The organism is Streptomyces sp. NPDC037401, from assembly GCF_055602345.1.
In genome coordinates this window covers 148,775-173,235 of the sequence record NZ_JBVJWO010000009.1, presented here as the reverse complement: position 1 = coordinate 173,235, position 24,461 = coordinate 148,775, and the positions used below count along the sequence as shown (strand labels likewise).

General features: G+C 71.0%; 21 protein-coding genes. 11 read left to right on the top strand and 10 right to left on the bottom strand.

From position 1 onward, the window contains the following. Positions 1-73 precede the first annotated feature (73 nt). Positions 74-1,414: a globin domain-containing protein gene (locus ACZ7H1_RS11875; protein WP_470785813.1), complete on the top strand. Its 1,341-nt coding sequence runs from the start codon at positions 74-76 to the stop codon at positions 1,412-1,414. 78 nt (positions 1,415-1,492) lie between these two features. On the opposite strand, the gene ACZ7H1_RS11870 is transcribed toward ACZ7H1_RS11875, so the two are convergent. From ACZ7H1_RS11870 to ACZ7H1_RS11850, 5 genes are all read right to left on the bottom strand, one after another. After that, on the bottom strand, positions 1,493-1,972 hold the full coding sequence (locus ACZ7H1_RS11870) for an NUDIX domain-containing protein (protein ID WP_470785811.1): 480 nt from the start codon (positions 1,970-1,972) through the stop codon (positions 1,493-1,495). A 67-nt stretch (positions 1,973-2,039) separates the two neighbouring features. Then, positions 2,040-2,936: a LysR family transcriptional regulator gene (locus tag ACZ7H1_RS11865; protein ID WP_470785959.1), complete on the bottom strand. Its 897-nt coding sequence runs from the start codon at positions 2,934-2,936 to the stop codon at positions 2,040-2,042. A gap of 224 nt (positions 2,937-3,160) precedes the next feature. Then, positions 3,161-4,327, bottom strand: coding sequence for a cystathionine gamma-lyase (locus ACZ7H1_RS11860; RefSeq protein WP_470785810.1), 1,167 nt, complete (start codon positions 4,325-4,327; stop codon positions 3,161-3,163). Next, on the bottom strand, positions 4,324-4,809 hold the full coding sequence (locus tag ACZ7H1_RS11855; protein ID WP_470785809.1) for a low molecular weight protein-tyrosine-phosphatase: 486 nt from the start codon (positions 4,807-4,809) through the stop codon (positions 4,324-4,326). Before ACZ7H1_RS11855 ends, ACZ7H1_RS11860 begins: the two co-directional genes overlap by 4 nt. An 11-nt stretch (positions 4,810-4,820) precedes the next feature. Then, entirely contained in the window at positions 4,821-5,201 is a 381-nt protein-coding gene (locus ACZ7H1_RS11850) for a phage holin family protein (RefSeq protein ID WP_470785807.1), read from the bottom strand. 90 nt (positions 5,202-5,291) lie between these two features. Between ACZ7H1_RS11850 and ACZ7H1_RS11845 the strand changes: the two genes are divergently transcribed. From ACZ7H1_RS11845 to ACZ7H1_RS11830, 4 genes are all read left to right on the top strand, one after another. Continuing rightward, positions 5,292-5,609, top strand: coding sequence for a cupin domain-containing protein (locus ACZ7H1_RS11845; RefSeq protein WP_470785806.1), 318 nt, complete (start codon positions 5,292-5,294; stop codon positions 5,607-5,609). Between the two features lie 128 nt (positions 5,610-5,737). After that, positions 5,738-5,956, top strand: a complete 219-nt coding sequence (locus tag ACZ7H1_RS11840; protein ID WP_470785957.1) for a DUF5326 family protein — start codon at positions 5,738-5,740, stop codon at positions 5,954-5,956. A 297-nt stretch (positions 5,957-6,253) separates the two neighbouring features. Then, on the top strand, positions 6,254-6,991 hold the full coding sequence (locus ACZ7H1_RS11835) for an IclR family transcriptional regulator (RefSeq protein WP_470785955.1): 738 nt from the start codon (positions 6,254-6,256) through the stop codon (positions 6,989-6,991). Between the two features lie 98 nt (positions 6,992-7,089). Beyond that, positions 7,090-7,539, top strand: a complete 450-nt coding sequence (locus tag ACZ7H1_RS11830; RefSeq protein WP_470785805.1) for an SsgA family sporulation/cell division regulator — start codon at positions 7,090-7,092, stop codon at positions 7,537-7,539. Between the two features lie 167 nt (positions 7,540-7,706). Here the strand turns inward: ACZ7H1_RS11830 and ACZ7H1_RS11825 are convergent, their stop codons facing one another. Beyond that, positions 7,707-9,110, bottom strand: a complete 1,404-nt coding sequence (locus ACZ7H1_RS11825) for a YibE/F family protein (RefSeq protein ID WP_470785803.1) — start codon at positions 9,108-9,110, stop codon at positions 7,707-7,709. Positions 9,111-9,322: 212 nt separating this feature from the next. On the opposite strand from ACZ7H1_RS11825, the gene thiC reads away from it, so the two are divergent. Then, positions 9,323-11,107 carry a phosphomethylpyrimidine synthase ThiC gene (gene thiC, locus ACZ7H1_RS11820; protein WP_470785801.1) on the top strand — a complete coding sequence of 595 codons (1,785 nt, stop codon included), beginning with the start codon at positions 9,323-9,325 and terminating at the stop codon, positions 11,105-11,107. Positions 11,108-11,231: 124 nt separating this feature from the next. Continuing rightward, positions 11,232-12,674 carry a VWA domain-containing protein gene (locus ACZ7H1_RS11815; RefSeq protein WP_470785953.1) on the top strand — a complete coding sequence of 481 codons (1,443 nt, stop codon included), beginning with the start codon at positions 11,232-11,234 and terminating at the stop codon, positions 12,672-12,674. Positions 12,675-12,695: 21 nt separating this feature from the next. Here the strand turns inward: ACZ7H1_RS11815 and ACZ7H1_RS11810 are convergent, their stop codons facing one another. The 3 genes from ACZ7H1_RS11810 to ACZ7H1_RS11800 all read right to left on the bottom strand — a co-directional run bounded on the left by ACZ7H1_RS11810 (position 12,696) and on the right by ACZ7H1_RS11800 (position 16,213). Further along, positions 12,696-13,559, bottom strand: coding sequence for a hypothetical protein (locus tag ACZ7H1_RS11810; protein WP_470785799.1), 864 nt, complete (start codon positions 13,557-13,559; stop codon positions 12,696-12,698). A 148-nt stretch (positions 13,560-13,707) separates the two neighbouring features. Beyond that, on the bottom strand, positions 13,708-14,916 hold the full coding sequence (locus ACZ7H1_RS11805) for a metallophosphoesterase (protein ID WP_470785796.1): 1,209 nt from the start codon (positions 14,914-14,916) through the stop codon (positions 13,708-13,710). A gap of 184 nt (positions 14,917-15,100) precedes the next feature. Continuing rightward, a complete protein-coding gene (locus tag ACZ7H1_RS11800; RefSeq protein WP_470785793.1) occupies positions 15,101-16,213 on the bottom strand; it encodes a LacI family DNA-binding transcriptional regulator in 1,113 nt (370 codons plus the stop codon). Between the two features lie 351 nt (positions 16,214-16,564). Between ACZ7H1_RS11800 and hisC the strand changes: the two genes are divergently transcribed. Further along, entirely contained in the window at positions 16,565-17,644 is a 1,080-nt protein-coding gene (gene hisC, locus ACZ7H1_RS11795; RefSeq protein ID WP_470785791.1) for a histidinol-phosphate transaminase, read from the top strand. Between the two features lie 63 nt (positions 17,645-17,707). Here hisC and ACZ7H1_RS11790 read toward each other — a convergent pair whose 3' ends face one another. Then, positions 17,708-18,076, bottom strand: a complete 369-nt coding sequence (locus ACZ7H1_RS11790) for a cyclophilin-like fold protein (RefSeq protein ID WP_470785790.1) — start codon at positions 18,074-18,076, stop codon at positions 17,708-17,710. 200 nt (positions 18,077-18,276) lie between these two features. Between ACZ7H1_RS11790 and ACZ7H1_RS11785 the strand changes: the two genes are divergently transcribed. The 3 genes from ACZ7H1_RS11785 (at position 18,277) to cydD (ending at position 24,454) form a co-directional block, all read left to right on the top strand. After that, on the top strand, positions 18,277-19,800 hold the full coding sequence (locus ACZ7H1_RS11785; protein WP_470785787.1) for a cytochrome ubiquinol oxidase subunit I: 1,524 nt from the start codon (positions 18,277-18,279) through the stop codon (positions 19,798-19,800). 18 nt (positions 19,801-19,818) lie between these two features. Next, entirely contained in the window at positions 19,819-20,820 is a 1,002-nt protein-coding gene (gene cydB, locus ACZ7H1_RS11780; RefSeq protein WP_470785785.1) for a cytochrome d ubiquinol oxidase subunit II, read from the top strand. Between the two features lie 73 nt (positions 20,821-20,893). Next, on the top strand, positions 20,894-24,454 hold the full coding sequence (gene cydD / locus ACZ7H1_RS11775; protein ID WP_470785784.1) for a thiol reductant ABC exporter subunit CydD: 3,561 nt from the start codon (positions 20,894-20,896) through the stop codon (positions 24,452-24,454). The last annotated feature ends 7 nt before the right edge of the window (positions 24,455-24,461 follow it).

Genomic DNA, 24,461 nt, shown 5'->3' with positions numbered 1-24,461 from the left:
GGCGGGGAATCTTAACGGGAGAGTCGGTTCGAAACGCGGAATTCTCGCTATTCGCCCGGCCTCGCACCACCGAGTGCCATGCTGCGAAAACCCGGAACCACGGATTCGAGGCCGTGGCGGGCGCCGACCGACCGAGATGCTCGAAGCGAGGCACCGCATGGACGCTCCGCCCACCGAACCGGCCAGACGTCTGGCACAGATACGCCCGGTGGGCCCCGGAGCCGGCAAGTCCACCGTCCCGGCCAGTACTCCGCCCAAGCCGACCGGCACCCTGCCGAAGCCGACCCCTCCCGCGGAGGCTTCGCCCGACGCGCTGCTCGTCCGCCGGACGCTGACCGAGATCGCGCCGATAGCCGACAAGGTCACCTCGTACTTCTACGCCCTGGTCTTCACGGGCCATCCCGATCTGCGGGCCCTGTTCCCCGCGGCCATGGACGCCCAGCGTGACCGCCTCCTCAAGGCGCTGCTCACGGCTGCGGAGCACATCGACAATCCCGAGGTCCTCGCCCCGTACCTGCGGCGGCTGGGCGGCGGGCACCGCAAGTACGGCACCCGGCCCGAGCACTACCCGGCCGTCGGCGAGGCCCTGATCGGGGCTCTGGCGCGGTTCGCCACGCTGACCTGGGGGCCCGAGGCGGAGGCTGCCTGGGTGCGGGCGTACACCGCCATCTCCCAGATCATGATCGATGCGGCCGCGGAACAGGAGCCGCTGACACCGGCCTGGTGGCAGGCCGAGGTGGTCTCGCACGACCTGCGCACCCCCGACATCGCGGTGGTGACCGTCCGGCCCGACCAGCCGTACCCGTTCATCGCGGGCCAGTACACGAGTCTGGAGACGCCGTGGTGGCCGCGGGTGTGGCGGCACTACTCCTTCGCCTCGGCGCCGCGCGCCGACGGGCTGCTGTCCTTCCACGTGAAGGCCGTTCCGGCGGGCTGGGTCTCCAATGCCCTGGTACGGCACGCCCGGCCCGGTGACGTGCTGCGCCTGGGGCCTCCGGCCGGATCGATGGTCGTGGACCACAGCACGGAGAACGGCATGCTGTGCCTGGGCGGCGGAACCGGCATCGCGCCGATCAAGGCGCTGATCGAGGACGTTGCCGAGCACGGTGAGCGGCGTCCGGTGGAGGTGTTCTACGGGGCGCGCAGTGACGTGGACCTGTACGACATCGACACCCTGCTGGGGCTCCAGAAGTCGCATGCGTGGCTGTCGGTGCGGCCGGTGGTGTCGGACGGTCTGACCGGGCAGCTGCCGGAGGCCATCGGCGAGCACGGCCCGTGGAACACCTACGACGCCTATATCTCCGGCCCGCCCGCGATGATCCGCAGCGGGGTGGACGCGCTGAAGCGCATCGGGATCCCGGGCGAGCGGATCCGCCACGACGCCCTGGAGGAGCTCGTGGGGGCGACGGGCTGAACCCAGCCCGCGCTGTACGGCCTGCGGTACCGGCCTGCGGTACCGGCCCGCGGCACTGCCCGCGCCCCCGTGGAGCGGTCAGCCCAGGTCGGGGGCGTGCATGGCGCGTACGCCCTCGATGTTGCCGTCGAGGTAGTGCCGCAGGGACAGCGGTACGAGGTGGACGGCGGCGATCCCGACCCGGCTGAAGGGCACCCGGACGATCTCGTACTCGCCCGTCGGTTCGTCGATCTCGGGGCCGTGCCGCAGCGCCGGGTCCATCGACTCGAGCCGGCAGACGAAGAAGTGCTGCACCTTCACGCCCGTCACACCGCCCTCGGCGATGTGCTCGACCGTGTCGACGAAGCAGGGCACCACGCCGGTGATCTTCGCGCCGAGTTCCTCGTACACCTCGCGGTGCAGGGCGTCGACGACCGTGGCGTCTTCCGGCTCCACTCCCCCGCCGGGGGTGAGCCAGTACGGATCGACGCCTGGCTTGGTCCGTTTGATCAGGATGAGGTCTTCACCGTCGAGCAGGATGGCGCGGGCGGTGCGCTTGACCACGGGACGTTCGGTCATGGGAGAAGAGTGGCCCAGGACCGGGCTTCTGAAACGTTCACCACGCTTCCCTGCCCTGCCGGGTGCTTCACCAGGACGCGGCAGCCCGAAGCAGCAGCTCGTGGGCGCGCGCCAGATGGGGCAGGGCGAGCGTCCCGGCCCGCACCGCCAGGACGTAGGTGCGCAGCGGCGGCACCGGAGGGTCCAGCAGGGCGGCCACCCGTCCCTGCAGCAGTGCTTCCTCGCACAGGTAGCGGGGCAGCACGGCCATTCCGCCGCCTGCGGCCACGCATTCCAGGGCCGCCCGGAGGTCGGGTGTGACCGCGGAGGCGGTGACCGTCGGCGGGGTTTCGAAGACCTGGGCCCAGTAGCGGGTCAGCAGCGGCAGGGATTCGTGGACCTCGACGACCGGTACGCCGTCCAGCGCGGCGGGTCCTTTGTCGTGCAGCTCCCGGGTGTCGACGAGGGCCGCCCAGCTCGGTGCCGCGATCAGGACGTGCTCCTCGTCGCAGAGGGTGGTGGCGGAGAACAGCCCGCCGCGCGGCCGGGCGGTGGTGACGACGAGGTCGTGGTGGCCGGCGGCCAGCCCCTCGAGGGCCTCGTCGGGGTCCGCGGTCAGTGAGGTGCGCAGCATCCGGCCCTGCCCGATCAGCGGGGTGAGGGCGGGCAGGACCCGCAGGGTGAGGAATTCGGGGGGGCCGGCCAGGTGGAGGGTGCGCAGGCCCGTGCCGGAGTCGCGGCCCGATTCGGTGATGGCCAGGAGTGCGTCGAGGTGGGGTGCGGCCTTGTGGGCGAGCTCGTCGCCGACGGCGGTGGGTGTCACCCCGCGGGCGCGGCGCAGGAACAGCGGGCGGCCCAGCTGGCGTTCGAGCGTGCGGATCTGCGAGGTGACGGCGGGCTGGGAGAGGCCGAGGAGGGCGGCGGCGCGGGTGAAGGAGCCGGCGCGGTGCACGGCGACGAAGGTGCGGAGCAGGGCCAGGTCCACGGCTGCCCCTCTCGGCACGGACGGTGGGTCGGGTCTCGACCGGGCCCCCACTATAAATATGTCGATAGGTCTCTGTCGTTACCGTGATTGGACTCTGACGCAGAGTCAACTAGCCTTGTCCGCGTGGTTCTTCGCGCGCGGAACCCGGGACGGTCCGAGCCATGAGGGGGGAGGCTCGGACCGTCCGTTGCGCGTAGCCGGTCTACGCAGTGCTGCTACGCCCGCTACGACTGCGGGGACGCGGCCAGGTCGAGGGCCCGCAGTACGTCGGCGACGAGGTCGTCGGTGTCCTCCGCGCCCGCGGAGAAGCGGATGAACCCCTCGGGCACGGCGTCGCCGCCCCACCTGCCGCGCCGCTCCGCGGTGGACCGTACGCTGCCGAAGCTGGTGGCGTCCTCGACGAGCCGCAGGGCCGTCAGGAAGCGCTCGGCGTGGCCGCGATCGGGGAGCGCGAAGGAGACGACGCCGCCGAACGCCCGCATCTGGCGGGCGGCGACGTTGTGGGCGGGGTCGGTGGCCAGCCCCGGGTAGCGCAGGCCGGTCACCTCGCTGCGGCCGGTCAGCGCCTCGGCGACGGCGAGGGCGTTGGCGCACTGCCGCTGGGTGCGCAGCTGGATCGTGGCGAGGGAGCGGTGGGCGAGCCAGGCCTCCATGGGGCCGGGGATCGCGCCGACGACCTTGCGCCACTGCCGGACCCGGGCGGCGAGTTCGGGCGTGCGGCAGACCACGTAGCCGAGCAGCAGGTCGCCGTGTCCGGTCAGGCCCTTGGTGCCGCTGGCCACGGCGAAGTCCGCGCCCAGTTCCAGGGGCCGCTGGCCGAGCGGGGTGGCGAGGGTGTTGTCGACGGCGACGAGGGTGCCGCCGGCGCGGGCCGCCCCGGCGAGCCGGCGTACGTCGCAGACGTCGAGCCCGGGGTTGGACGGGGTCTCGATCCACAGCAGCCGGGCGCCTTCGAGGACGGTGAGCTGGGCGTCGTCCCCGGTCGGGGCGGTGCGGACGGTGACGCCGTAGGCCTCCAGCTGGGTGCGTACGAGCGGCAGGGCCTGGTAGCCGTCGTCGGGCAGGACGACCGTGTCGCCGGTGCGGGCGTGGGAGAGGAGCACCGCCGTGACCGCGGCCATGCCGGAGGCGAAGACGACGGCCTCGGCGCCGTCGAGGCCGGGGGCTTCCAGTTCGCCGATGGCCCGTTCCAGCAGGGTCCAGGTGGGGTTGGTGTCGCGGCCGTAGGTGTAAGGCCCCTCGACGTCGCCGGGCAGGTGGAAGTGTGCGGCGAAGACCGGTCCGGGCAGGGTCGGTTCGTTCTTGACCGGCTCGGGCAGTCCGGCGCGTACGGCACGGGTCCCGTCGCCCAGCCGCTCCCCGGACGCGTCGTGTGCGTCGTACTCGCTCATCGGGTCCCCTCGCGTATCGCTGCGCGGACGGCGGCCAGCAGGCCCGGCCCGGCCGCCTCCACCATGTCCAGTACTTCCTCGAAGCCGTCGAGGCCGCCGTAGTACGGGTCGGGTACGTCCTGGCCGTCGGCCGCGGGGTCGTACGAGCGCAGCAGCCGCACCTTCGCGGCGGCCTGCGGGTCCGGTGCCAGCCGCCGCAGGTCGCGCAGGTGACCGGCGTCGAGGGCGATGACCAGGTCGAGGCGGTCGAACCAGTCGGGCCGGAACTGGCGGGCCCGGTGGTCCTGCGGGTATCCGGCCCTTTCGAGTACGGAGACGGTCCGGGGGTCGGCGCCGTCCCCTTCGTGCCAGCCGCCGGTGCCGGCGCTGTCGACCGCTATGAGGCCGTCGAGGCCGGCGTCCGCGACCTGCGCGCGGAACACGGCCTCGGCCATCGGGGAGCGGCAGATGTTTCCCGTACAGACGAAGCACACGCGGTACATGGGGCCGCCGTTCAGTGCTTGTCCGGCAGGACCAGGTTCACGGCCCAGGACACGATGCTGATGATGAGGCCGCCGAGTACGGCGGTCCAGAAGCCCTCGACGTGGAAGTTCAGGTCGAGCTTCTCGGAGATCCACGAGGTCAGCAGCAGCATCAGCGCGTTGACGACCAGGGTGAAAAGACCCAGCGTGATGATGAACAGGGGCAGGGACAGCAGCTGCACCAGCGGCTTGACGAGGAAGTTGACCACCCCGAAGACCAGGGCGACCAGAACCAGGCTGAGGGCGCGCCGGCCGAAGCCGCCGTCTTCGTCGAGGGTGATGTCCCCGACCAGCCAGATCGCCACGGCGAGGGCCGCGGCGTTGGCGAGCGTCTTGACTACGAAATTCGTCATGTGTCTGATCGTGGCAGAGAAGATCCGTGAGTGGCATCGGCAGAACAGCGGAACCGGCAGTACGAGAGAACGCAAGGGGCTACAGCAGCGATGAAGGCATTCCGGCTGGACGAACTGGAGGCGGAGCGGGCCGCCAATGACGGCGCCTATCTCCAGTTCCTGAGGGAGCGGAACATGTCCGTCGGCCTCTATGCGCTCGACGCGGGGCAGACGGATCCGCAGCAGCCGCACCGCCAGGACGAGGTGTATTTCGTGGTGAGCGGCCGGGCCGCGATCACCGTCGGGGAGGAGACGACCACCGTGGCGCGCGGCAGCGTCGTGTACGTGCCGGCCGGGGTGCCGCACAAGTTCCACCACATCTCGGAGGACCTCAAGGTCATGGTGGTGTTCTCGCCTCCGGAGGCCTGAGCCGGTCGGTCCCTTAGGGGGCGGATCAGGGGACTCCAAGGGCTCGCAGCGGCCCATCCGGCTTCTTGAACTCCTAGCATCGAAGGCAGGAAGTAAGAGAAGAGGAAGAGGTAGAGGAAATGGACGGCATCCGGGAGACTTTCGCAGGCATGCCCTGGTGGGTGAAGTGGGTCGGCATTCCGCTGATCGCGCTCTTCGTCTTCGGCGGAGTGATCACCTCCATCCTCAGCTCGCTCATCGGGTTCGCCTTCAACGTCCTTCTGTTCGCGGCACTCGTCGGCGGCCTGGTGTACGTCGTGAAGCTGTTCGGCGGATCGAGGTCCAAGGCTTCGCGAAGCGACTGGTAGGAGCCTTGGGTAACGGGTGGTCCCCCGGATCGCCGATTAACCCGCCCGGGGGATCGCGGAACTAAACGCCCCTCACGCCGGTAATCGGCGGATAGAGTGGCAATCTGTGCCGTAACCCTGGGCACTGTGACCGGTAGTACCGCCGCTGACCTGCGGTTACATCGAAGCCACCGAGCACCGCCCCCCAGGACGCGCGGCCTGTGCGGGGGCGGACCCCGCGGGTGGGTCACCCCAATGGCCCGCCGCCATGCCAGGGGGTGAGATTTGCCTTCGGTTCACAATGCAGCTGTGCCGACCCTGATCGGCTCGGTGCAGAGGGCCCTGAGACTGCTCGAGGCGGTCGGCTCCCACAGCGAGGGCGCGCCGGCGAAACAGCTGGCGCGCGAGGCGGGGCTCCCGCTCCCCACCGCGTACCACCTGCTGCGCACGCTCACTCACGAGGACTATCTGCGCCGGGAGGGCGGGGTGTTCGTTCTCGGTGACGCCGCCGGGAGGCTGGCGGGCGGCGGACTGCAGCAGAAACGTCGCAGCATGATCCTCGACTCGCTCGCGCACTTCCGTGACGTGGTCGGCGCCCCCGTCTATTTCGCCGTCTACCGCGAAGGCGAGATCGAGGTCGTGGGCGTCAGCGACAGCCCCGGCGCCCCGGCGGTCGAGGAGTGGGCCGACTTCCGCGAGACCGGCCACGCGCACGCCATCGGCCAGTGCCTGCTCGGCCAGCTCGACGAGAAGGCCCGGCGCGACTACTACGACCGGCACCCCGTCCGGTCCGTCACCCCGTACACGGTGCGGGACATGAGGGCGATGGAACAGCGGATCGCCGCCATGGAGCGGATGCAACCGGTCTTCGAGCGCCAGGAGTACGCCCTCGGAACGGTCTGCGCCGCCATCCCGATCACAGCCGGTGACACCGCCGCTACCATGGCGATTTCCCTCCCCCTGCACCAGCAGGACCGATTGCTCTATGCGGTCGGTCGACTACGGAGTGAAGTAGGCGCGCTGTTGAGCACCCTCTCGTTCTCTATCAGTATCTGAAAACTCACTCCTTGTGATCTGCTAGCGCTTCCACCACGATTGTCAAGAGGGCCCTGGGGGATCAATCCTGGCCACTTCCACTTACAGCGGGGTAGGCAATGCGCGAGTCGGTACAGGCAGAGGTCATGATGAGCTTCCTCGTCTCGGAGGAGCTCTCGTTCCGGATCCCGGTGGAACTCCGGTACGACGCACGTGACCCCTACGCAGTCCGTCTGACCTTCCACCTCCCCGGCGATGCGCCCGTGACCTGGGCGTTCGGCCGGGAACTGCTCCTCGACGGCATCAACAAGCCATGCGGTGACGGCGATGTGCACATCGCGCCCACCGACTCGGAGGAGCTCTCCGACGTCCACATCCGACTCCAGGTCGGCAGCGACCGGGCCCTGTTCCGGGCCGGTGCGGCCCCCCTGGTCGCGTTCCTCGACCGGACCGACCGGCTGGTTCCGCTCGGCCAGGAGCGCAACCTCGGCGACTTCGAGCAGGACCTCGAAGCCACCCTCGACAAGATCCTGGCCGAGACCAAGCAGAACGAGCAGAACGCGGGCTGACGCCCCGGCAGCCGCACCCGGGCCGCCATCGCACCCGGGCCACCACAACACCCCGGCCGCCACTCTCGGTAACCGGACCACGGCAGAAGGCAGTTCCGCTCAGCGAGCCGACGCGCTGAGCCCCACCGCCCTCCGTCCCCTCCCCCCGGCCGACCACCGGAGCGGGATCAGCGCTTGCGGCGACGACGGCCCCGGCCGCCGCGGACCGGCCCCGCCGGCCCGCCTCCCGGGGCCCCCGGCCGGTCGGCGGACACGACCAGTGCGGCCAGCGCCGTCGTCACCGGAACCGACGCCACCAGACCGATCGACCCCACCAGGGTCCGTACGATTTCCTCCGCGATCAGCTCGCTGTTGGCCACGCTCCCCACGCTGCTCTGAGCGATCGAGAACAGCAGGAGCAGCGGCAGCGCCGCACCCGCGTACGCCAGCACCAGTGTGTTCACCACCGAGGCGATGTGGTCCCGGCCGATGCGGATCCCCGCCCGGTACAGCGCGCGCGGCCCCATCGACGGGTCGGCCTGGCGCAGTTCCCACACCGCCGACGTCTGAGTGACCGTCACGTCGTCGAGCACGCCCAGCGAACCGATGATCACACCCGCGAGCAGCAGGCCGCTCATGTCGATCTCCGGGTACAGCCCGTGGATCAGCCCGGTGTAGTCGTCCGTGTTCCCGGTCAGGAACGCCCAGTCGATGAAGAGCGAACCGAGCACGCCGATCAGCACCAGCGACACCAGCGTGCCGAGCACCGCCACCGACGTACGGGCCGACAGGCCGTGGCACATGTAGAGCGAGATCAGCATGATGGCGCTGGCCCCGACCACTGCGACGACCAGCGGATTCGAGCCCTGCAGGATCGCCGGCAGGATGAACAGCGTCAGCACCGCGAAGCTCACCGCCAGCGCGATCAGCGCCAGCACCCCGCGCATCCGCCCCACCAGCACCACCGCCAGCGCGAAGATGCCCGCCAGGAGCGCCATCGGGAGCGAGCGGTCCACGTCGATCACCGAGTACTGCAGGTCCCGCGGCGCGTCGGGCGCGTAGGCGACGATGACGCCCTGCCCCTGCTCCAACTGCCGGGGCGCGCCTGGCTGGACGATCTCCGTGAAGGTGCGGCCCGCGTCCGGACCGGTCGTGACCTCGATGGTCGCCTTCCCGCACTTGCCCTGCTGCTGCCGCGCCGCCTCGCGCCCCTCGGGGGTGTTCACGTCCCCGGTGACCGGCACCTGGGCCGCGTTGACCTCCTTGCAGTCGACCAGCACGAGCGCGGCGACCGTGCCCTCCTGGGTCTGGCGGTCGAAGCCGACGCCGGTGCGCTCGTGGTCGGGGGCGCCGCCCGGCCACAGCACCACCAGTCCGACGAGGACGGCCGTCGCGAACGGGATCAGCACCGCCGCGATCACCTTGCGCAGGTGCTGGGAGACGGGGGCGGCCGGGCCGTGACTGTGCGTGTGCCCGTGTCCGTGCCCGTGTCCGTGTCCGTTCCCCTGTCCGTGCCCGTTGCCATGACCGGTGTGCCCGGCGTGATCGGGGTCGTGCGGGGGCTCTGCGGGGGGCTGCGGCGAGGTCGTCACGGGCCGATCATCGCAAGAGATGAGGGGGCCCACTGTTCAGCACGCCACAGATGACGCTAGCGTGGGGGCACCTTTGCACAACGCGGGAGCTCGGAGCACCGGGCTGAGAGGGCGCTGATCACCGTACGCGCGTCGAAAGATGCGTACGGGAAGAGGCTGCGCCGACCGCCGAACCTGTTACCGGGTAATGCCGGCGTAGGGAGATAGGTCTCATGACCATTCAGGACGCACGCACGCCTGCCGTCAGCCAGAGCAGCGACGGCGAAGAGCGCAAGCCGGGCTGGCACAAGGGGTATGTCACGGGTTCCCGCCCCGACATCCAGGTGCCCGTCCGCCAGGTCCACCTCACCAACGGCAAGGACGTGACGCTCTACGACACGTCCGGTCCGTACACCGACCCGCAGATCGACACGGACGTCCGCCGCGGCCTCGCGCCGCTGCGCGAGAACTGGATCATCGGCCGCGGCGACACCGAGGAGTACGCGGGCCGCCCCGTGCGCCCCGAGGACGACGGCATCAAGCACACCTCGCCGCGCGGTGGCCTCAAGAACCTCGACGCCGTGTTCCCCGGCCGCCCGCGGCTGCCCCGCCGCGGCCGCGACGGCCAGGCGGTCACCCAGCTCGCGTACGCCCGCCGCGGTGAGATCACCCCGGAGATGGAGTACGTCGCGATCCGCGAGAACGTCTCCCCCGAGGTCGTCCGCGAGGAGATCGCCGCAGGTCGCGCGGTACTTCCGGCGAACGTGAACCACCCGGAGATCGAGCCGATGATCATCGGCAAGAAGTTCCTGGTGAAGGTCAACGCGAACATCGGCAACTCCGCCGTCACCTCCTCCATCGAGGAGGAGGTGGAGAAGATGACCTGGGCGACCCGCTGGGGCGCCGACACGGTCATGGACCTCTCCACCGGCCGCAACATCCACACCACCCGCGAGTGGGTGCTGCGCAACTCGCCCGTCCCGATCGGCACCGTGCCCCTGTACCAGGCGCTGGAGAAGGTCGACGGCCGTGCCGAGGACCTGACCTGGGAGATCTACAAGGACACGGTCATCGAGCAGGCCGAGCAGGGCGTCGACTACATGACGGTCCACGCTGGCGTGCTGCTGCCGTACGTCCCGCTGACCGCCCGCCGCAAGACCGGCATCGTCTCCCGCGGCGGCTCGATCATGGCCGCCTGGTGCCTGGCGCACCACAAGGAGAACTTCCTCTACACGAACTTCGAGGAGCTCTGCGAGATCCTCGCGGCGTACGACGTCACGTACTCGCTGGGCGACGGGCTGCGCCCCGGCTCGATCGCGGACGCCAACGACGCCGCGCAGTTCGCCGAGCTGAAGACCCTGGGCGAGCTCAACACCATCGCCAAGCGCCACAACGTCCAGACCATGATCGAGGGCCCGGGCCACGTCCCGATGCACAAGATCAAGGAGAACATCGACCTCCAGCAGGAGATCTGCGAGGAGGCGCCGTTCTACACGCTCGGCCCGCTGACCACGGACGTCGCCCCGGCGTACGACCACATCACCTCGGGCATCGGCGCCGCGATGATCGCCTGGTGGGGCACCGCGATGCTCTGCTACGTCACGCCCAAGGAGCACCTGGGCCTGCCCAACCGCGACGACGTGAAGACGGGCGTGATCACGTACAAGATCTCGGCGCACGCGGCGGACCTGGCCAAGGGCCACCCGGGCGCGCAGGAGTGGGACGACGCACTGTCGGACGCGCGCTTCGAGTTCCGCTGGGAGGACCAGTTCAACCTGGCCCTCGACCCGGACACGGCCCGCGAGTTCCACGACGAGACCCTCCCGGCCGAGCCCGCCAAGACCGCGCACTTCTGCTCCATGTGCGGGCCGAAGTTCTGCTCGATGAAGATCTCGCAGGACATCCGCCGCGAGCACGGCGGGGACCTGAAGGCCGAGGAGATCCAAGCCGGTATGGCCGAGAAGTCGGCGGAGTTCGCAGCCGCCGGCAACCGGGTGTACCTCCCGCTCGCCGACTGAGCGGGCCGGGTAGCCGTCCGCTGCCCGACCCGCGTCCCATGGGGGGAGTCGCGGGTCGGGCCGGTCGGCCCCTGGCCGAGCGGCACCCGGGCTCGGCACACTGAGGGGCGTGACTCCGACATCCATGCGCAAGGGTGCCAATCTGCCCGTCGCCGCCACCGTCGTGCACGCAGAACTCAGCTGGACGGAGCGGCCGGGGATACCCGATGCCGATGCCTCCGCCCTGCTCCTGACGGGAGCCGGGCGGGTACGCGACGACGGCGACTTCGTCTTCTACAACCAGGCGCGGCACTCCTCCGGAGCCGTACGTCACCTGGGCAAGCAGCGCGGCGCCGGCAGCCGGCGGGACACCGTCGAGGTGGACCTCGGGCGCCTGGAACCGGGCGTGGAGCGGGTCGTGCTGTGCGCGTCCGCCGACGGCGGGACCTTCGGCGAGGTGCCGGGTCTGATGCTGCGGCTGCTGGACGCGGGTACGGGCGGTGAGCTCGCGCGCTTCGAGATGGAGGCCGCGACGGAGACCGCGTTCATCGGCGGGGAGCTGTACCGGCGGGCCGGGCAGTGGAAGTTCCGTGCGGTGGGACAGGGGTACGCGTCGGGGCTGGCCGGGCTGGCCACGGACTTCGGGATCACGGTGGACGACGCCCCGGCGCCCGCTCCCGTACGGACCCCGGCTCCGGCACCGGCCCCGGCTCCCGTACGGCCTCCGGTCGCGCCGCCCGTACGCCCCGCGAGACCTGCGCCGGTGACGCCCGCACCCGTGAACCGCCCTGCGGTCACCGTGCCGCCGGTGACTCCTGCGCCCCGCCTCACCAAGGGGGAGGAGCGGCTGCCCGTGGACATGCGCAAGCGCCTGTCCCTGCGCAAGGAGCAGGTGGCCGTCAGCCTCAGCAAGCACGGCGCCGCAGGGATCCGGGCCCGGGTGATCCTGGTCCTGGACGCCTCCGGGTCGATGTCCGTGCTGTACGCGAAGGGCATCGTGGCCGATGTGGTCGAGCGGATGGCGGCCGTGGCCGCGCAGCTCGACGACGACGGCGAGATGCAGGCGTGGACCTTCGCCTCGAACCCTGCCCGGCTGCCCGACCTGCGGCTGGGCGAGCTGCCGGAGTGGCTCGGACTGCACGTGCGGATCGGCGAGTTCTCCCTGTTCGGCCGCCGGAAGCCGCCGCGCGGCCTGCGCCCCGGCCAGGTCGACATGCGTGCCGTCGGCATCCAGAACGAAGAGCAGAAGGTCATCCGGGAGGTGCGGGACTACGTCCGTTCCCACCCGGCCGCCGACCCCACGCTGGTGCTGTTCTTCTCCGACGGAGGGGTCTACCGCAACGCGGAGATCGAGCGGGAGCTGCGCGAGGCGGTGGAGGAGCCGGTCTTCTGGCAGTTCGTCGGCCTGGGGCGCTCGAACTACGGGGTGCTGGAGCGGTTCGACACGATGCCCGGCCGCCGGGTGGACAACGTGGGGTTCTTCGCGGTGGACGACATCCGGTCGGTGCCCGATGCGGAGCTGTACGACCGGCTGCTGTCGGAGTTCCCGTCCTGGATCCAGGCCGCACGGCGCGCCGGGATCCTCTGAGTCGCGCCGCTCCTCCCGGACTCAGTCCGGCCGGTCCGACCGGTCCTGCCGGTCCGGGTCGTCGAGCCGCTCCGCCAGGTCGGGGCGGCTCTCGGGCCCGCCGAAGTCCGGGCTGGTGAAGTCCGGGCTGCTGTATCCGGGGCGCGGGCCCTCTCCGGAGCTCCCGGGGCTGGTGAAGTCCGGCCGGTCGTATCCCAGCTGGGGGATCCGGCCGACGGGCCGCCGCGGGGTGCCGGCCGCCGGGTCCGCGCTCGGGTCGGCGAGCGCCTCGCGGAGGAACGGCACGATGCCGCGCTCCAGCAGGGCGTGCCGCCAGGCCTCGCGGGCTCGCGAGACCTCGTCGGGTATGGCCGCCGCCTCGTCGGCGCCGACCTCGGTGGCGCTGTTGCGGACGGCGGTCACGAGGAGCCCGATGGCGGCGAAGAGTATGGCCGCGGCGGTGAGCGCGCCGAAGAACCAGCCCACCGTCAGCATGGTGTGCGCGAAGGCGGGTTCGGGGTCGATCATCTTCAGGATGTAGCCCACCAGCAGGAAGATCAGCATGGCGGTGCCGGCCAGGACCGGCGCGAGGACGGCGACGACGGCGCTCGCACCGGCGCCCGCGCCGGTGTCCTGTTCGGCGGGTCTGCCCGTGGAGGGTGAGGACGCGGCCTCGTCGCGCAGTTCTTCTCGTACTTTCACATAGTGCTCGTATTCGGCGGCTGCGGCGGCCGTCAGCAGCACGCGGGCGTTCAGTGCCATGGTGCGCAGTTGTTCGGCGTTGAGCCGCTCGCCGACGGCGGACAGTTCCGGTCGCTCGTGCGCGGTGCGCAATGCCTCGTCGAGGAGGCGTCCGAACTCCGGCCGGTCCTCGCTCAGCAGGTACGGAACGCTGGTCATGTGCATCCCCCGATGCTCCGTCGGGCCGGTATGCCCGCGTAGATCCGGACAAACGGCGGAAACGGAGGAGAGCCTGCTACGGATAGAGCGATGGTAGAGCGCCCCCGCCATACGGTGACAGGGGCTTTCCGGAAATACCCCGGACGGTGAACGCTCAGTCGCTCAGTGGCAGTTGTACGACCAGGAGTTTTCCGGCCATGGTGACGCCGCCGTCCATGGCGATGGCGAGGCCGTCGGCGTAGACGTGCGGGCCTTCTACGACGGGGCCGCTCTCGCCGTCGGCGTCCTCGGTGCCGACCTCGCCGAGCAGGTACGGGATCGGGCTGTGGCCGTGGACGATGCGCCGGCCGCCGTAGGTGTCGAGCAGTTCGCGGACGGCGACGGGCCCCGATTCCTCGTCGCGGAAGGCGAAGCGCTTGGTGAACTTGCGGAACAGGTCCCAGGTTTCGTTGGCGTCGTTGCGGTTCAGCAGCTCGTGAACCTTGTCGTTGACGTCCTCGATGGAGGTGCCGTAGTCGAGGTAGGCGGTGGTGTCGGAGTGCAGGAGCAGGTGCCCGTCCTCCAGTGCGGCCGCGTCCAGCCGGGACATCCACTGGAGGTGGACGTCCTCCAGGCGCTCCATGTCGGTGCGCTGGCCGCCGTTGAGGAGCCAGGCGGCCTGGAAGGTGGCGGTCCCGGCGCCGGACTGGACGGGTGTGTCGCCGAAGCGCTTGGCGCCGATCAGCAGCAGTTCGTGGTTGCCCATGAGGGCCTTGCAGTAGCCGCCGGAGGCGGCGGCTTCGGCGGACAGGCGCATCACGAGGTCGATGACGCCGATGCCGTCGGGGCCGCGGTCGGTGAAGTCGCCGAGGAACCACAGCCGGGCGTTGCCCGCGGACCAGTGGCCGTCGGCGTCGATGAGGGCTTGCGCGCGGAGCTCGGTGACGAGCTCGTCGAGGTAGCCGTGGACGTCGCCGACGACGTAGAGGGGCCCGGTGCCGGGCCGCTCCTCGGGGACGTACTGGACCTGGACGGTGTCCCCGGCGCGCGCTCCTATGACGGGGAGGTCGCGCCGGGTGGGCGTGTAGCCGTCGGGCTCGTCGTCGTACGGGGTCTCGCGCGGCGCCTCGCGCGGGCTTTCGAGAGGGCTCTCGTGCGAGGCCTCGCGCGGGTCGGCGTGCGGAGGGGGGTCGTACGGGGTGTCGTGCGGGGCGGAGCCCTGGTACGGGACCCGGCGCTCGGAGCCGTACGCGGCCTCGCCGAACTGGCCGGCGGCCGGCTCCGGGTACGGCGCGGTTTCGGCGTACGCCACGGCCTCGGGGACGCGGAAGTCCCGCAGCGTCTCCGTCCGCACCGCGGGTCCCTGACCGGCCCCCTGAGTCATTGACCCCTCCACCACCGTCGCGCTGCCGTACACCTGCGGACCCTCCTGGCCGGAGGGTCCGTGATGTCGTGCGCCCATCATAGGAATGCGGCTCGCGCTCTGTGACGCACCAGGGGTGGTGAATCCTGGACGGAACCGTGGAGCGCAGGCCTGTTCTCGTGCTTTTCTCCCGAATTGTTCGGTCTCAGTCCTGGGACGGCGAGCGTGGCGGGCTGACCGTGGTGCGGGGCTGCCTGCGCTGCGAGGAGGTCCGGACGATCAGTTCCGTCGGTATCACCTGCTCGACCGGCCGCCCGGTGTCCACTCCTTCGATGGCGTCGATGAGGAGCTGGACGACGGCCGTGCCGATGCGCCGGGGCTTGAGCGAGAGCGTGGTGATGGGCGGTTCGGTGTTGGCGTAGACGGTGGACTCGCTGCAGCAGACCAGCAGCAGGTCCTCGGGGACCCGCAGTCCGTACCGGCGGGCGGCGGCGAGGAGGTCGGTGCCGTTGGGGTCGAAGAGTCCGTAGACGGCGTCCGGGCGGTCGGGGCGGGCGAGCAGCCGGTCGGCGGCGACCGCTCCGGCGCACGGGTCGTGCGCGGGGTAGGACTCGTAGACGGGGTCCTGGCCGACGCGTTTGCACCAGTTGAGGTAGGCGGTGGTGGAGAGCCGGGTGTAGGTGTCGGTGGTGGTGCCGGTGAGCAGGCCGATCCGGCGGGCGCCGGCTGCGGCCAGGTGGTCGAGCAGCTCGAGTACGGCCGCCTCGTGGTCGTTGTCGACCCAGGCGGTGACGGGGAGGGAGCCTGCCGGGCGGCCGTCGGAGACGACGGGGAGGCCCTGGCGGACGAGTTCGGTCACGACGGGGTCGTGGTCGGAGGGGTCGATGACGACGGTGCCGTCCAGCGCGACATTGGACCAGACGTCGTGGCGCGAGGTCGCGGGGAGGATGACGAGGGCATAGCCGCGCGCGAGCGCGGCGGAGGTGGCGGCTCGGGCCATCTCGGCGAAGTACGCGAATTCGGTGAAGGTGAAAGGTTCATCCCCGTACGTGGTCACGGTCAGGCCGATGAGGCCCGATTTCCCGGTACGGAGGGTCCGGGCCGCGGCGGAGGGGCGGTAACCCAGCCGGTCGGCCACCTCGCGGACGTGGCGGCGGGTGGCGTCCGGCAGCCTGCCCTTGCCATTGAGCGCGTCCGACACGGTCGTGATGGAGACGCCGGCCGCCGCGGCCACGTCTCTGATGCCCGCCCGTCCTTGCCGGCCGGCCCGCCGGGGGGTCTCCGTCCGGCTCACCTGATGCTTCCCTGCTGCTGTCATGGCGTGCCGATAGTAGGGCGCCGGGGGGTGGGTGGTCCGTATGCATATGCAGTCGTTGACAGGCACGTTTCTGCAAGGTTCGCCACCCCCAATGACCTTGCAATGAAAGGCAGTTACTGGGGTCAGGGCCTGGGTGCCGCTTGTCGATCGGTACGGGCATGCCAAGGTGCTGATGTTTCGAAGTGGTCTCAACTCACCTTCACGGGTGATGCGCGCCACGGCGCGAGCCACCGGCGCGTGCATATATGCATGCGCCCCCCGGTTTCCTTCGGTCGCCCATTCTCGGCGCGGCGGAATCCTCATAAGGTGAGCAGTATTGAAGTTGTACGGGACGGTCGAGGAGGACCTGCGGTGAGCGAGAAGAGCCCGAAGCTGCGCGCTGAGCTGGACGGCATCCCCACGTACAAGCCGGGGAAGCCCGCCGCTGCGGGCGGTCCGGTGGCGTACAAGCTGTCCTCGAACGAAAACCCGTACCCGCCCCTGCCGGGGGTCCTGGAGAGCGCCCTCGCGGCGGCGGGCAGCTTCAACCGGTACCCCGACATGGCGTGCACCGGGCTGATGAACGAGCTCTCGAACCGCTTCGGCGTACCGGTGGAGCACCTGGCCACCGGCACCGGCTCGGTGGGCGTGGCGCAGTCGCTGATCCAGTCCACGGCGGGTCCGGGCGACGAGGTCATGTACGCCTGGCGGTCCTTCGAGGCGTACCCGATCATCACGAGGATCTCCGGCGCGACGCCGGTAGAGGTGCCGCTGACCTCGGGCGACGTGCACGACCTGGACGCGATGGCCGACGCGATCACGGACCGCACGCGGCTGATCTTCGTCTGCAACCCGAACAACCCGACCGGCACCGTGGTGCGCCGGGCGGAGCTGGAGCGGTTCCTCGACCGGGTGCCCTCGGACGTTCTCGTGGTGCTGGACGAGGCGTACCGCGAGTTCATCCGCGACGCCGAGGTGCCGGACGGCATCGAGCTCTACCGCAGCCGGCCGAACGTCGCCGTGTTGCGCACGTTCTCCAAGGCGTACGGCCTGGCCGGTCTGCGGGTCGGCTTCGCGGTGGCGCACGAGCCGGTGGCGGCCGCGCTGCGCAAGACCGCGGTGCCCTTCGGCGTCAGCCAGCTCGCGCAGGACGCGGCGGTGGCCTCGCTGCGGGCCGAGGACGAGCTGCTGGGGCGGGTGGGCTCCCTGATCGGTGAGCGTGCCCGGGTGTACGAGACGCTGGTCCGGCAGGGCTGGACGGTTCCCGAGACCCAGGCGAACTTCGTGTGGATGCGGCTGGGGGAGCGGACCGCCGACTTCGCGGCGGCCTGCGAGAAGGCCGGTGTGGTGGTCCGGCCGTTCCCGGGGGAGGGCCTGCGGGTCACGATCGGTGAGACCGAGGCGAACGACCTGTTCCTGCACGCGGCGGAAACGTTCCGCAAGGAGCTGTAGCCCCGGGGGCGCGCCCGTACGCCCGTATTTCGTACGCCCGTACGCAGCCGCGTACGTCCTGCTTCAGACCGCTTCGACGCGGATCGGGTCGCCGTCCCGGACGGTGGCGAGGAGGCGGGGGTCGCCGTCGATCGAGCCGAGCACGTTGCACGGACTCGCGAGGCGGCTCTCGCCTCCTCGCGATATCGGGGTGGGGCCGTAGGGCAGGGCGAGGGCGTCGCCCTCGGTCCAGAACGCGACCGTGCCGGGCTCGACGACCTGGCGGGCGTCGCCTTCGAGGGCGACCGAGACGCCGGTGTCGAAGTACACCTCCTCGCCCCAGGTGTGGGCGCTGGCGGCGATCGGCAGGGCCTCGGCGAGCGCCTTGGCGGTCGGGGTGTCGTCGAGGGTCGCGGTGAGCTGGCCCGCAGGCCAGGAGAGTCGTATCTGCATGCGCCGAATTCAACAAGATGTTGAATTTCTTGGCTAGGGGCGACTCAAAGGGGGACCCCCCTTCAGAGATCGACAAACCGGTACGACATAATGCTTGTGAATGTGAACGCGTTCACAAGCGCGCCTGCTTTCTCCCCTATTCGGGCGTATTGGGCGGGCGCACTGCCGAGTGGCAACGGCGACGTGAAGGAGAAGACGACGTGGACGTAGCTTCGGAAGCTTTGGCCCTTGCGCCGGAGACCCTGGCGCGATGGCAGTTCGGCATCACCACCGTCTACCACTTCCTCTTCGTCCCACTGACGATCTCCCTCGCCGCGCTCACCGCCGGCCTGCAGACCGCCTGGGTGCGAACCGAGAAGGAGAAGTACCTCAGGGCCACGAAGTTCTGGGGGAAGCTGTTCCTGATCAACATCGCGATGGGTGTGGTCACCGGCATCGTCCAGGAGTTCCAGTTCGGCATGAACTGGTCCGACTACTCGCGGTTCGTCGGTGACGTCTTCGGGGCGCCGCTCGCGTTCGAGGCGCTGATCGCCTTCTTCTTCGAGTCCACGTTCATCGGCCTGTGGATCTTCGGCTGGGACAAGCTGCCGCAGAAGATCCACCTCGCCTGCATCTGGATGGTCTCCATCGGAACCGTCCTGTCCGCGTACTTCATCCTCGCGGCCAACTCGTGGATGCAGCACCCGGTCGGCTACCGGATCAACGAGGAGCGGGGGCGGGCCGAGCTCACCGACTTCTGGCTGGTGCTCACCCAGAACACCGCCCTCACCCAGTTCTTCCACACCATCACGGCGGCGTTCCTCGTCGGCGGCGCGTTCATGGTCGGCATCTCGGCCTTCCACCTGGCGCGCAAGAAGCACATCCCCGTGATGCGGACCTCGCTGCGCCTCGGCCTGATCACCCTGATCATCGCCGGCATGGGCACCGCCATCAGCGGCGACCTGCTCGGCAAGGTCATGTTCAAGCAGCAGCCGATGAAGATGGCCGCCGCCGAGGCGCTCTGGGACGGCGAGGCGCCCGCGCCCTTCTCGATCTTCGCGTACGGAGACGTCGACGAGGGCCACAACAAGGTCGCGATCGAGATCCCGGGACTCCTGTCCTTCCTGGCCAACGACGACTTCAGCTCGTTCGTCCCGGGCATCAACGACGTCAACAAGTCCGAGCAGGAGAAGTTCGGCCCCGGGGACTACCGCCCCAACATCCCGGTCGCCTACTGGGGCTTCCGCTGGATGATCGGGTTCGGCATGGCCTCGCTCGCCCTCGGCGTGCTCGGGCTCTGGCTGACCCGCCGGAAGTTCCTGCTCCCGCCGGCGATGCGGACCGGTGAGGACGAGGTCCCGCACCTGGTCCTGTTCCGGAACAAGGCGCTGAGCCCCAAGTTCACCCGCTGGTACTGGATCGTCGCCCTCTGGACCATGGGCTTCCCGCTGATCGCCAACTCCTGGGGCTGGATCTTCACCGAGATGGGCCGGCAGCCCTGGGTGGTCTACGGCGTGCTGCGCACCCGGGACGCGGTCTCCCCGCACGTCTCCCAGGGAGAGGTGCTCGCCTCGATGATCGGCTTCACCCTCCTCTACGCCGTGCTCGCGGTCATCGAGGTGCGGCTGATGGTCAAGTACGTCAAGGCCGGCCCGCCCGAGCTCACCGAGTCCGACCTCAACCCGCCCACCAGGATCGGCGGCGACGACAAGAACGCCGACCGGCCGATGGCCTTCTCGTACTGAGGCTCAGGAGAGCGAGACATGGAACTCCACAACGTCTGGTTCGTGCTCATCGCGGTCCTGTGGATCGGCTACTTCTTCCTGGAGGGCTTCGATTTCGGGATCGGCGTACTGACCAAGCTGCTGGCCCGGGACCGCAAGGAGAAGCGGGTCCTGATCAACACCATCGGACCCGTCTGGGACGGCAACGAGGTCTGGCTGCTCACCGCGGGCGGCGCGACCTTCGCCGCCTTCCCCGAGTGGTACGCCACCCTCTTCTCCGGCTTCTACCTGCCGCTGCTGCTCATCCTGATCTGCCTGATCATCCGCGGTGTCGCCTTCGAGTACCGGGCCAAGCGGCCCGAGGAGAAGTGGCAGACGAACTGGGAGCACGCGATCTTCTGGACCTCGCTGATCCCCGCGTTCCTGTGGGGCGTGGCCTTCGCCAACATCGTGCGCGGCGTGAAGATCGACCAGGACATGGAGTACGTGGGCACCGTCCTGGACCTGCTGAACGTCTACTCGGTCCTCGGCGGCCTGGTCACCCTCACCCTGTTCACCTTCCACGGCGCGGTGTTCGCCTCGCTCAAGACGGTCGGCGACATCCGGGACCGCTCCCGTGCGCTGGCGCTGCGGCTGGGCGCCCTGACCGCCGTACTCGCCCTGGCGTTCCTGGTCTGGACGCAGGTCTCGCGCGGTGACGGCAAGAGCCTGGTCGCGATGGCCGTGGCGGTCCTCGCCCTGGTGGCGGCGCTCGGCTTCACCTTCAGGGGCCGCGAGGGCTGGGCGTTCGCACTCTCCGGCGTCACCATCGCCGCCGCGGTCGCGATGCTCTTCCTGACGCTCTTCCCGAACGTCATGCCGTCCTCGCTGAACGACGCCTGGAACCTCACGGTCTCCAACGCCTCGTCCAGCCCGTACACCCTGAAGATCATGACCTGGTGTGCGGCCGTGGCCACCCCGATCGTCATGCTCTACCAGGGCTGGACGTACTGGGTGTTCCGCAAGCGCATCGGCACGCAGCACATCGCCGAAGCGCACTGACCGCGCACCGACCGCGTGGCGCGGCCCTTCGCCGGACCGCGCCGCCCGACCTGCCCGACCCTGACTAGGGGGCATGTTTCACGTGAAACCGATCGACCCGCGCCTGCTCCGGTACGCCCGCACCACCCGCCGCTTCCTGGCGGCGGTGGTGGTCCTCGGCCTCGCCGGGGCGGGGTTGGTCGTCGGCCAGGCCATGCTGATCGCCGAGATCGTGGTCGGAGCCTTCCAGCAGGACCTGGACGCCGGCGCGCTCCGGACACCGCTGCTGCTGCTCGCGGCGGTGGCGCTGGGGCGCGGCCTGGTCTCGTGGCTCACCGAGCTCGCCGCGCACCGGGCCAGTGCGGCGGTCAAGTCGGAACTGCGGGGGCGGCTGCTGGAGCACGCCACCGCCCTCGGCCCCTCGTGGCTGAGCGGGCAGCGGACCGGGTCGCTGGTCGCGCTCGCCACCCGCGGGGTGGACGCGCTGGACGACTACTTCTCGCGCTATCTGCCCCAGCTGGGTCTGGCGGCGGTGGTCCCGGTGGCGGTGCTCGCCCGGATCGTCACCGAGGACTGGGTGTCCGCGGCCGTCATCGTGGTCACCCTGCCCCTGATCCCGATGTTCATGGTCCTCATCGGCTGGGCCACCCAGGCCCGGATGGACCGCCAGTGGCGGCTGCTGTCCCGGCTCTCGGGCCACTTCCTCGACGTCGTCGCCGGTCTGCCGACGCTCAAGGTCTTCGGCCGGGCCAAGGCCCAGGCCGAGTCGATCCGGGCGATCACCGCCGACTACCGGCGGGCCACGGTACGCACCCTGCGCATCGCGTTCCTGTCGTCGTTCGCCCTGGAGCTGCTCGCCACGCTCTCGGTGGCGCTGGTCGCCGTCACGATCGGCATGCGGCTGGTCCACGGGGAGCTCGACCTGTACACGGGCCTGGTCATCCTGATCCTCGCGCCGGAGGCGTATCTGCCGCTGCGGCAGGTGGGGGCGCAGTACCACGCGGCCGCGGAAGGCCTGGCGGCCGCGGAGGAGATCTTCGAGGTCCTGCAGACCCCGGCGGCCGCGGTCCCGGGGACCCGGCCCGTTCCGGCCGGCCCGCTGCGCGTGGTGGCCGAGGAGGTGTCGGTCCGCTACCCGGGCCGGGAGCAGGACGCCCTGGCCCCCGTGTCGCTGGCGCTGGAGCCCGGCGAGTGCGTGGCCCTCACCGGCCCGAGCGGGGCCGGGAAGTCCACGCTGCTGAACGTGCTGCTGGGCTTCGTGCCGGCCACGGGCGGACGGATCCTGGTCGGGGGGACCGACCTGGCGGAGGTCTCCCCGGAGGCGTGGCGGGAGCAGATCGCGTGGGTTCCGCAGCGCCCCCACCTGTTCGCCGGGACCATCGCCGAGAACGTACGCCTGGCCCGGCCCGGGGCGACCGACGAGGAGCTGGCGACCGCCCTGCGGGACGCGGGCGCCGCGGAGTTCGTCACCGCACTGCCCCGGGGCGCCGGGACCCTGCTCGGCGAGGGCGGCCTCGGCCTGTCCGCCGGGCAGCGGCAGCGCCTCGCGCTGGCCCGGGCCTTCCTGGCGGACCGGCCGGTGCTGCTGCTGGACGAGCCGACCGCCGCGCTCGACGGGGAGACCGAGGCGGGCATCGTGGCCGCCGTACGGCGGCTGGCGGTCGGGCGCACGGTGCTGCTCGTCGTCCACCGGCCCGCGCTGCTCGGCGTCGCGGACCGGGTGGTCCGGCTGGAGCCCGGCCCGGTGGGCGTGCAGGCATCCGCGGCGCACTCCCCCGCACCGGCCGCCGGCCCGGGTTTCGCCCACGGCCCGGCGCAGGCACCGGCTGTCGCAACCCTCGCCGACGAGGGCGGGCGTAGTGCCGGGGCCGGCGGGGTGCTGGCGCGGGTGCGGGCGGCGGCGGCCGCCCGGCAGGGACGGTTCGCGCTCGGCCTGTTCCTCGGCACGCTCGCCGTCGGAAGCGGCGTCGGTCTCATGGCCGTGTCCGGATGGCTGATCTCCCGGGCCTCCGAACAGCCGCCCGTCCTCTATCTGATGATGGCCGTCACGGCCACCCGCGCCTTCGGCATCGGACGGGCCGTCTTCCGCTACGCCGAGCGGCTCGTCTCGCACGACGCGGTCCTGCGGATGCTCGCCGACCTGCGGGTCTCGGTGTACCGCCGGCTGGAGCGCATCGCACCCGCCGGACTGCGCCACACCAGGCGCGGCGACCTGCTCTCCCGGCTCGTCACCGACGTCGACGCCCTCCAGGACTACTGGCTGCGCTGGCTGCTGCCGCTGGGCACCGGGGTGCTCGTGTCCGCCGGAGCCGTCGGGTTCACCGCCTGGCTGCTGCCCGAGGCGGGCGCGGTGCTCGCGGCCGGGCTGCTGCTCGCCGGGGCCGGCGTACCGTCGCTGACCGGGGCCGTGGCCCGGCGGGCGGAACGCCGGCTGGCTCCGGCGCGGGGCGAACTGGCCACCCGCACGGCCGATCTGCTCTCCGGCACCGCGGAACTGACCGTCGCCGGAGCAATCACGGACCGCAGGGCCAAGGCCCGTGACGCCGACCGGGCGCTGACCGCCATCGCCTCCCGCGGCGCTGCCGCCACCGGCCTCGGCAGCGGCTTGTCCGCCCTGGTCTGCGGCCTGACCGTGGTGCTGGCCGCCGCCGCGGGCGCGGCCGCCGTCCACGACGGGCGGCTCTCCGGGGTCGCGCTGGCCGTGGTCGTCCTCACCCCGCTCGCGGCCTTCGAGGCGGTGACCGGGCTGCCGCTGGCCGTCCAGTACCGCCAGCGCGTCAAGCGCAGCGCCGAGCGGGTGTACGAGGTGCTCGACGCGCCCCTTCCGGTCGCTGATCCGGCCGAGCCGGCCGCACTGCCCGCGACCCCGTTCCCGCTGGAGCTGCGGGGCGTCACCGCCCGCCACCCCGGACAGGAGCAGCCGGCGCTGGCCGGCGTCGACCTCACCCTCGAAGCGGGCCGGCGGATCGCCGTGGTCGGCCCCTCGGGCTCCGGCAAGACCACCCTGGCGCAGGTGCTGCTGCGCTTCCTCGACCCCGGCGCCGGCACGTACCGGATCGGCGGCACCGAGGCCGGCGCGCTCGACGGGGACGACGTACGCCGCCTCGTCGGCCTGTGTGCGCAGGACGCGCACCTCTTCGACAGCTCGGTGCGCGAGAACCTGCGGCTGGCCCGCACCGGTGCGACCGAGCAGGAACTGCGGTCCGTGCTGGCCGCGGCCCGGCTGCTGGACTGGGCGGACGGGCTGCCCGACGGCCTGGACACGCTGGTCGGCGAGCACGGGGAGCGGATCTCCGGCGGGCAGCGCCAGCGCCTGGCACTGGCCCGGGCGCTGCTCGCGGACTTCCCCGTCCTCGTGCTGGACGAGCCCGCCGAGCACCTGGACCTGGAGACCGCGGACGCGCTCACGGCCGACCTGCTCGCCGCCACCGAGGGCCGCACCACCGTGCTGATCACGCACCGGCTGGCGGGCCTCGAAGCAGTCGACGAGGTGGTCGTGCTGGACGGCGGGCGGGTGGTCCAGCGCGGTGCGTACGGGGAGCTGGCGGCCGTGGACGGTCCGCTGCGGCGGATGCGGGAGCGGGAACAGGAAGCCGAGCCGCCGACCGGGCGGAACGCTGCCGACCCGGCCCGTCCCGCCGGCTTTCCCCGATAAAAGGGAC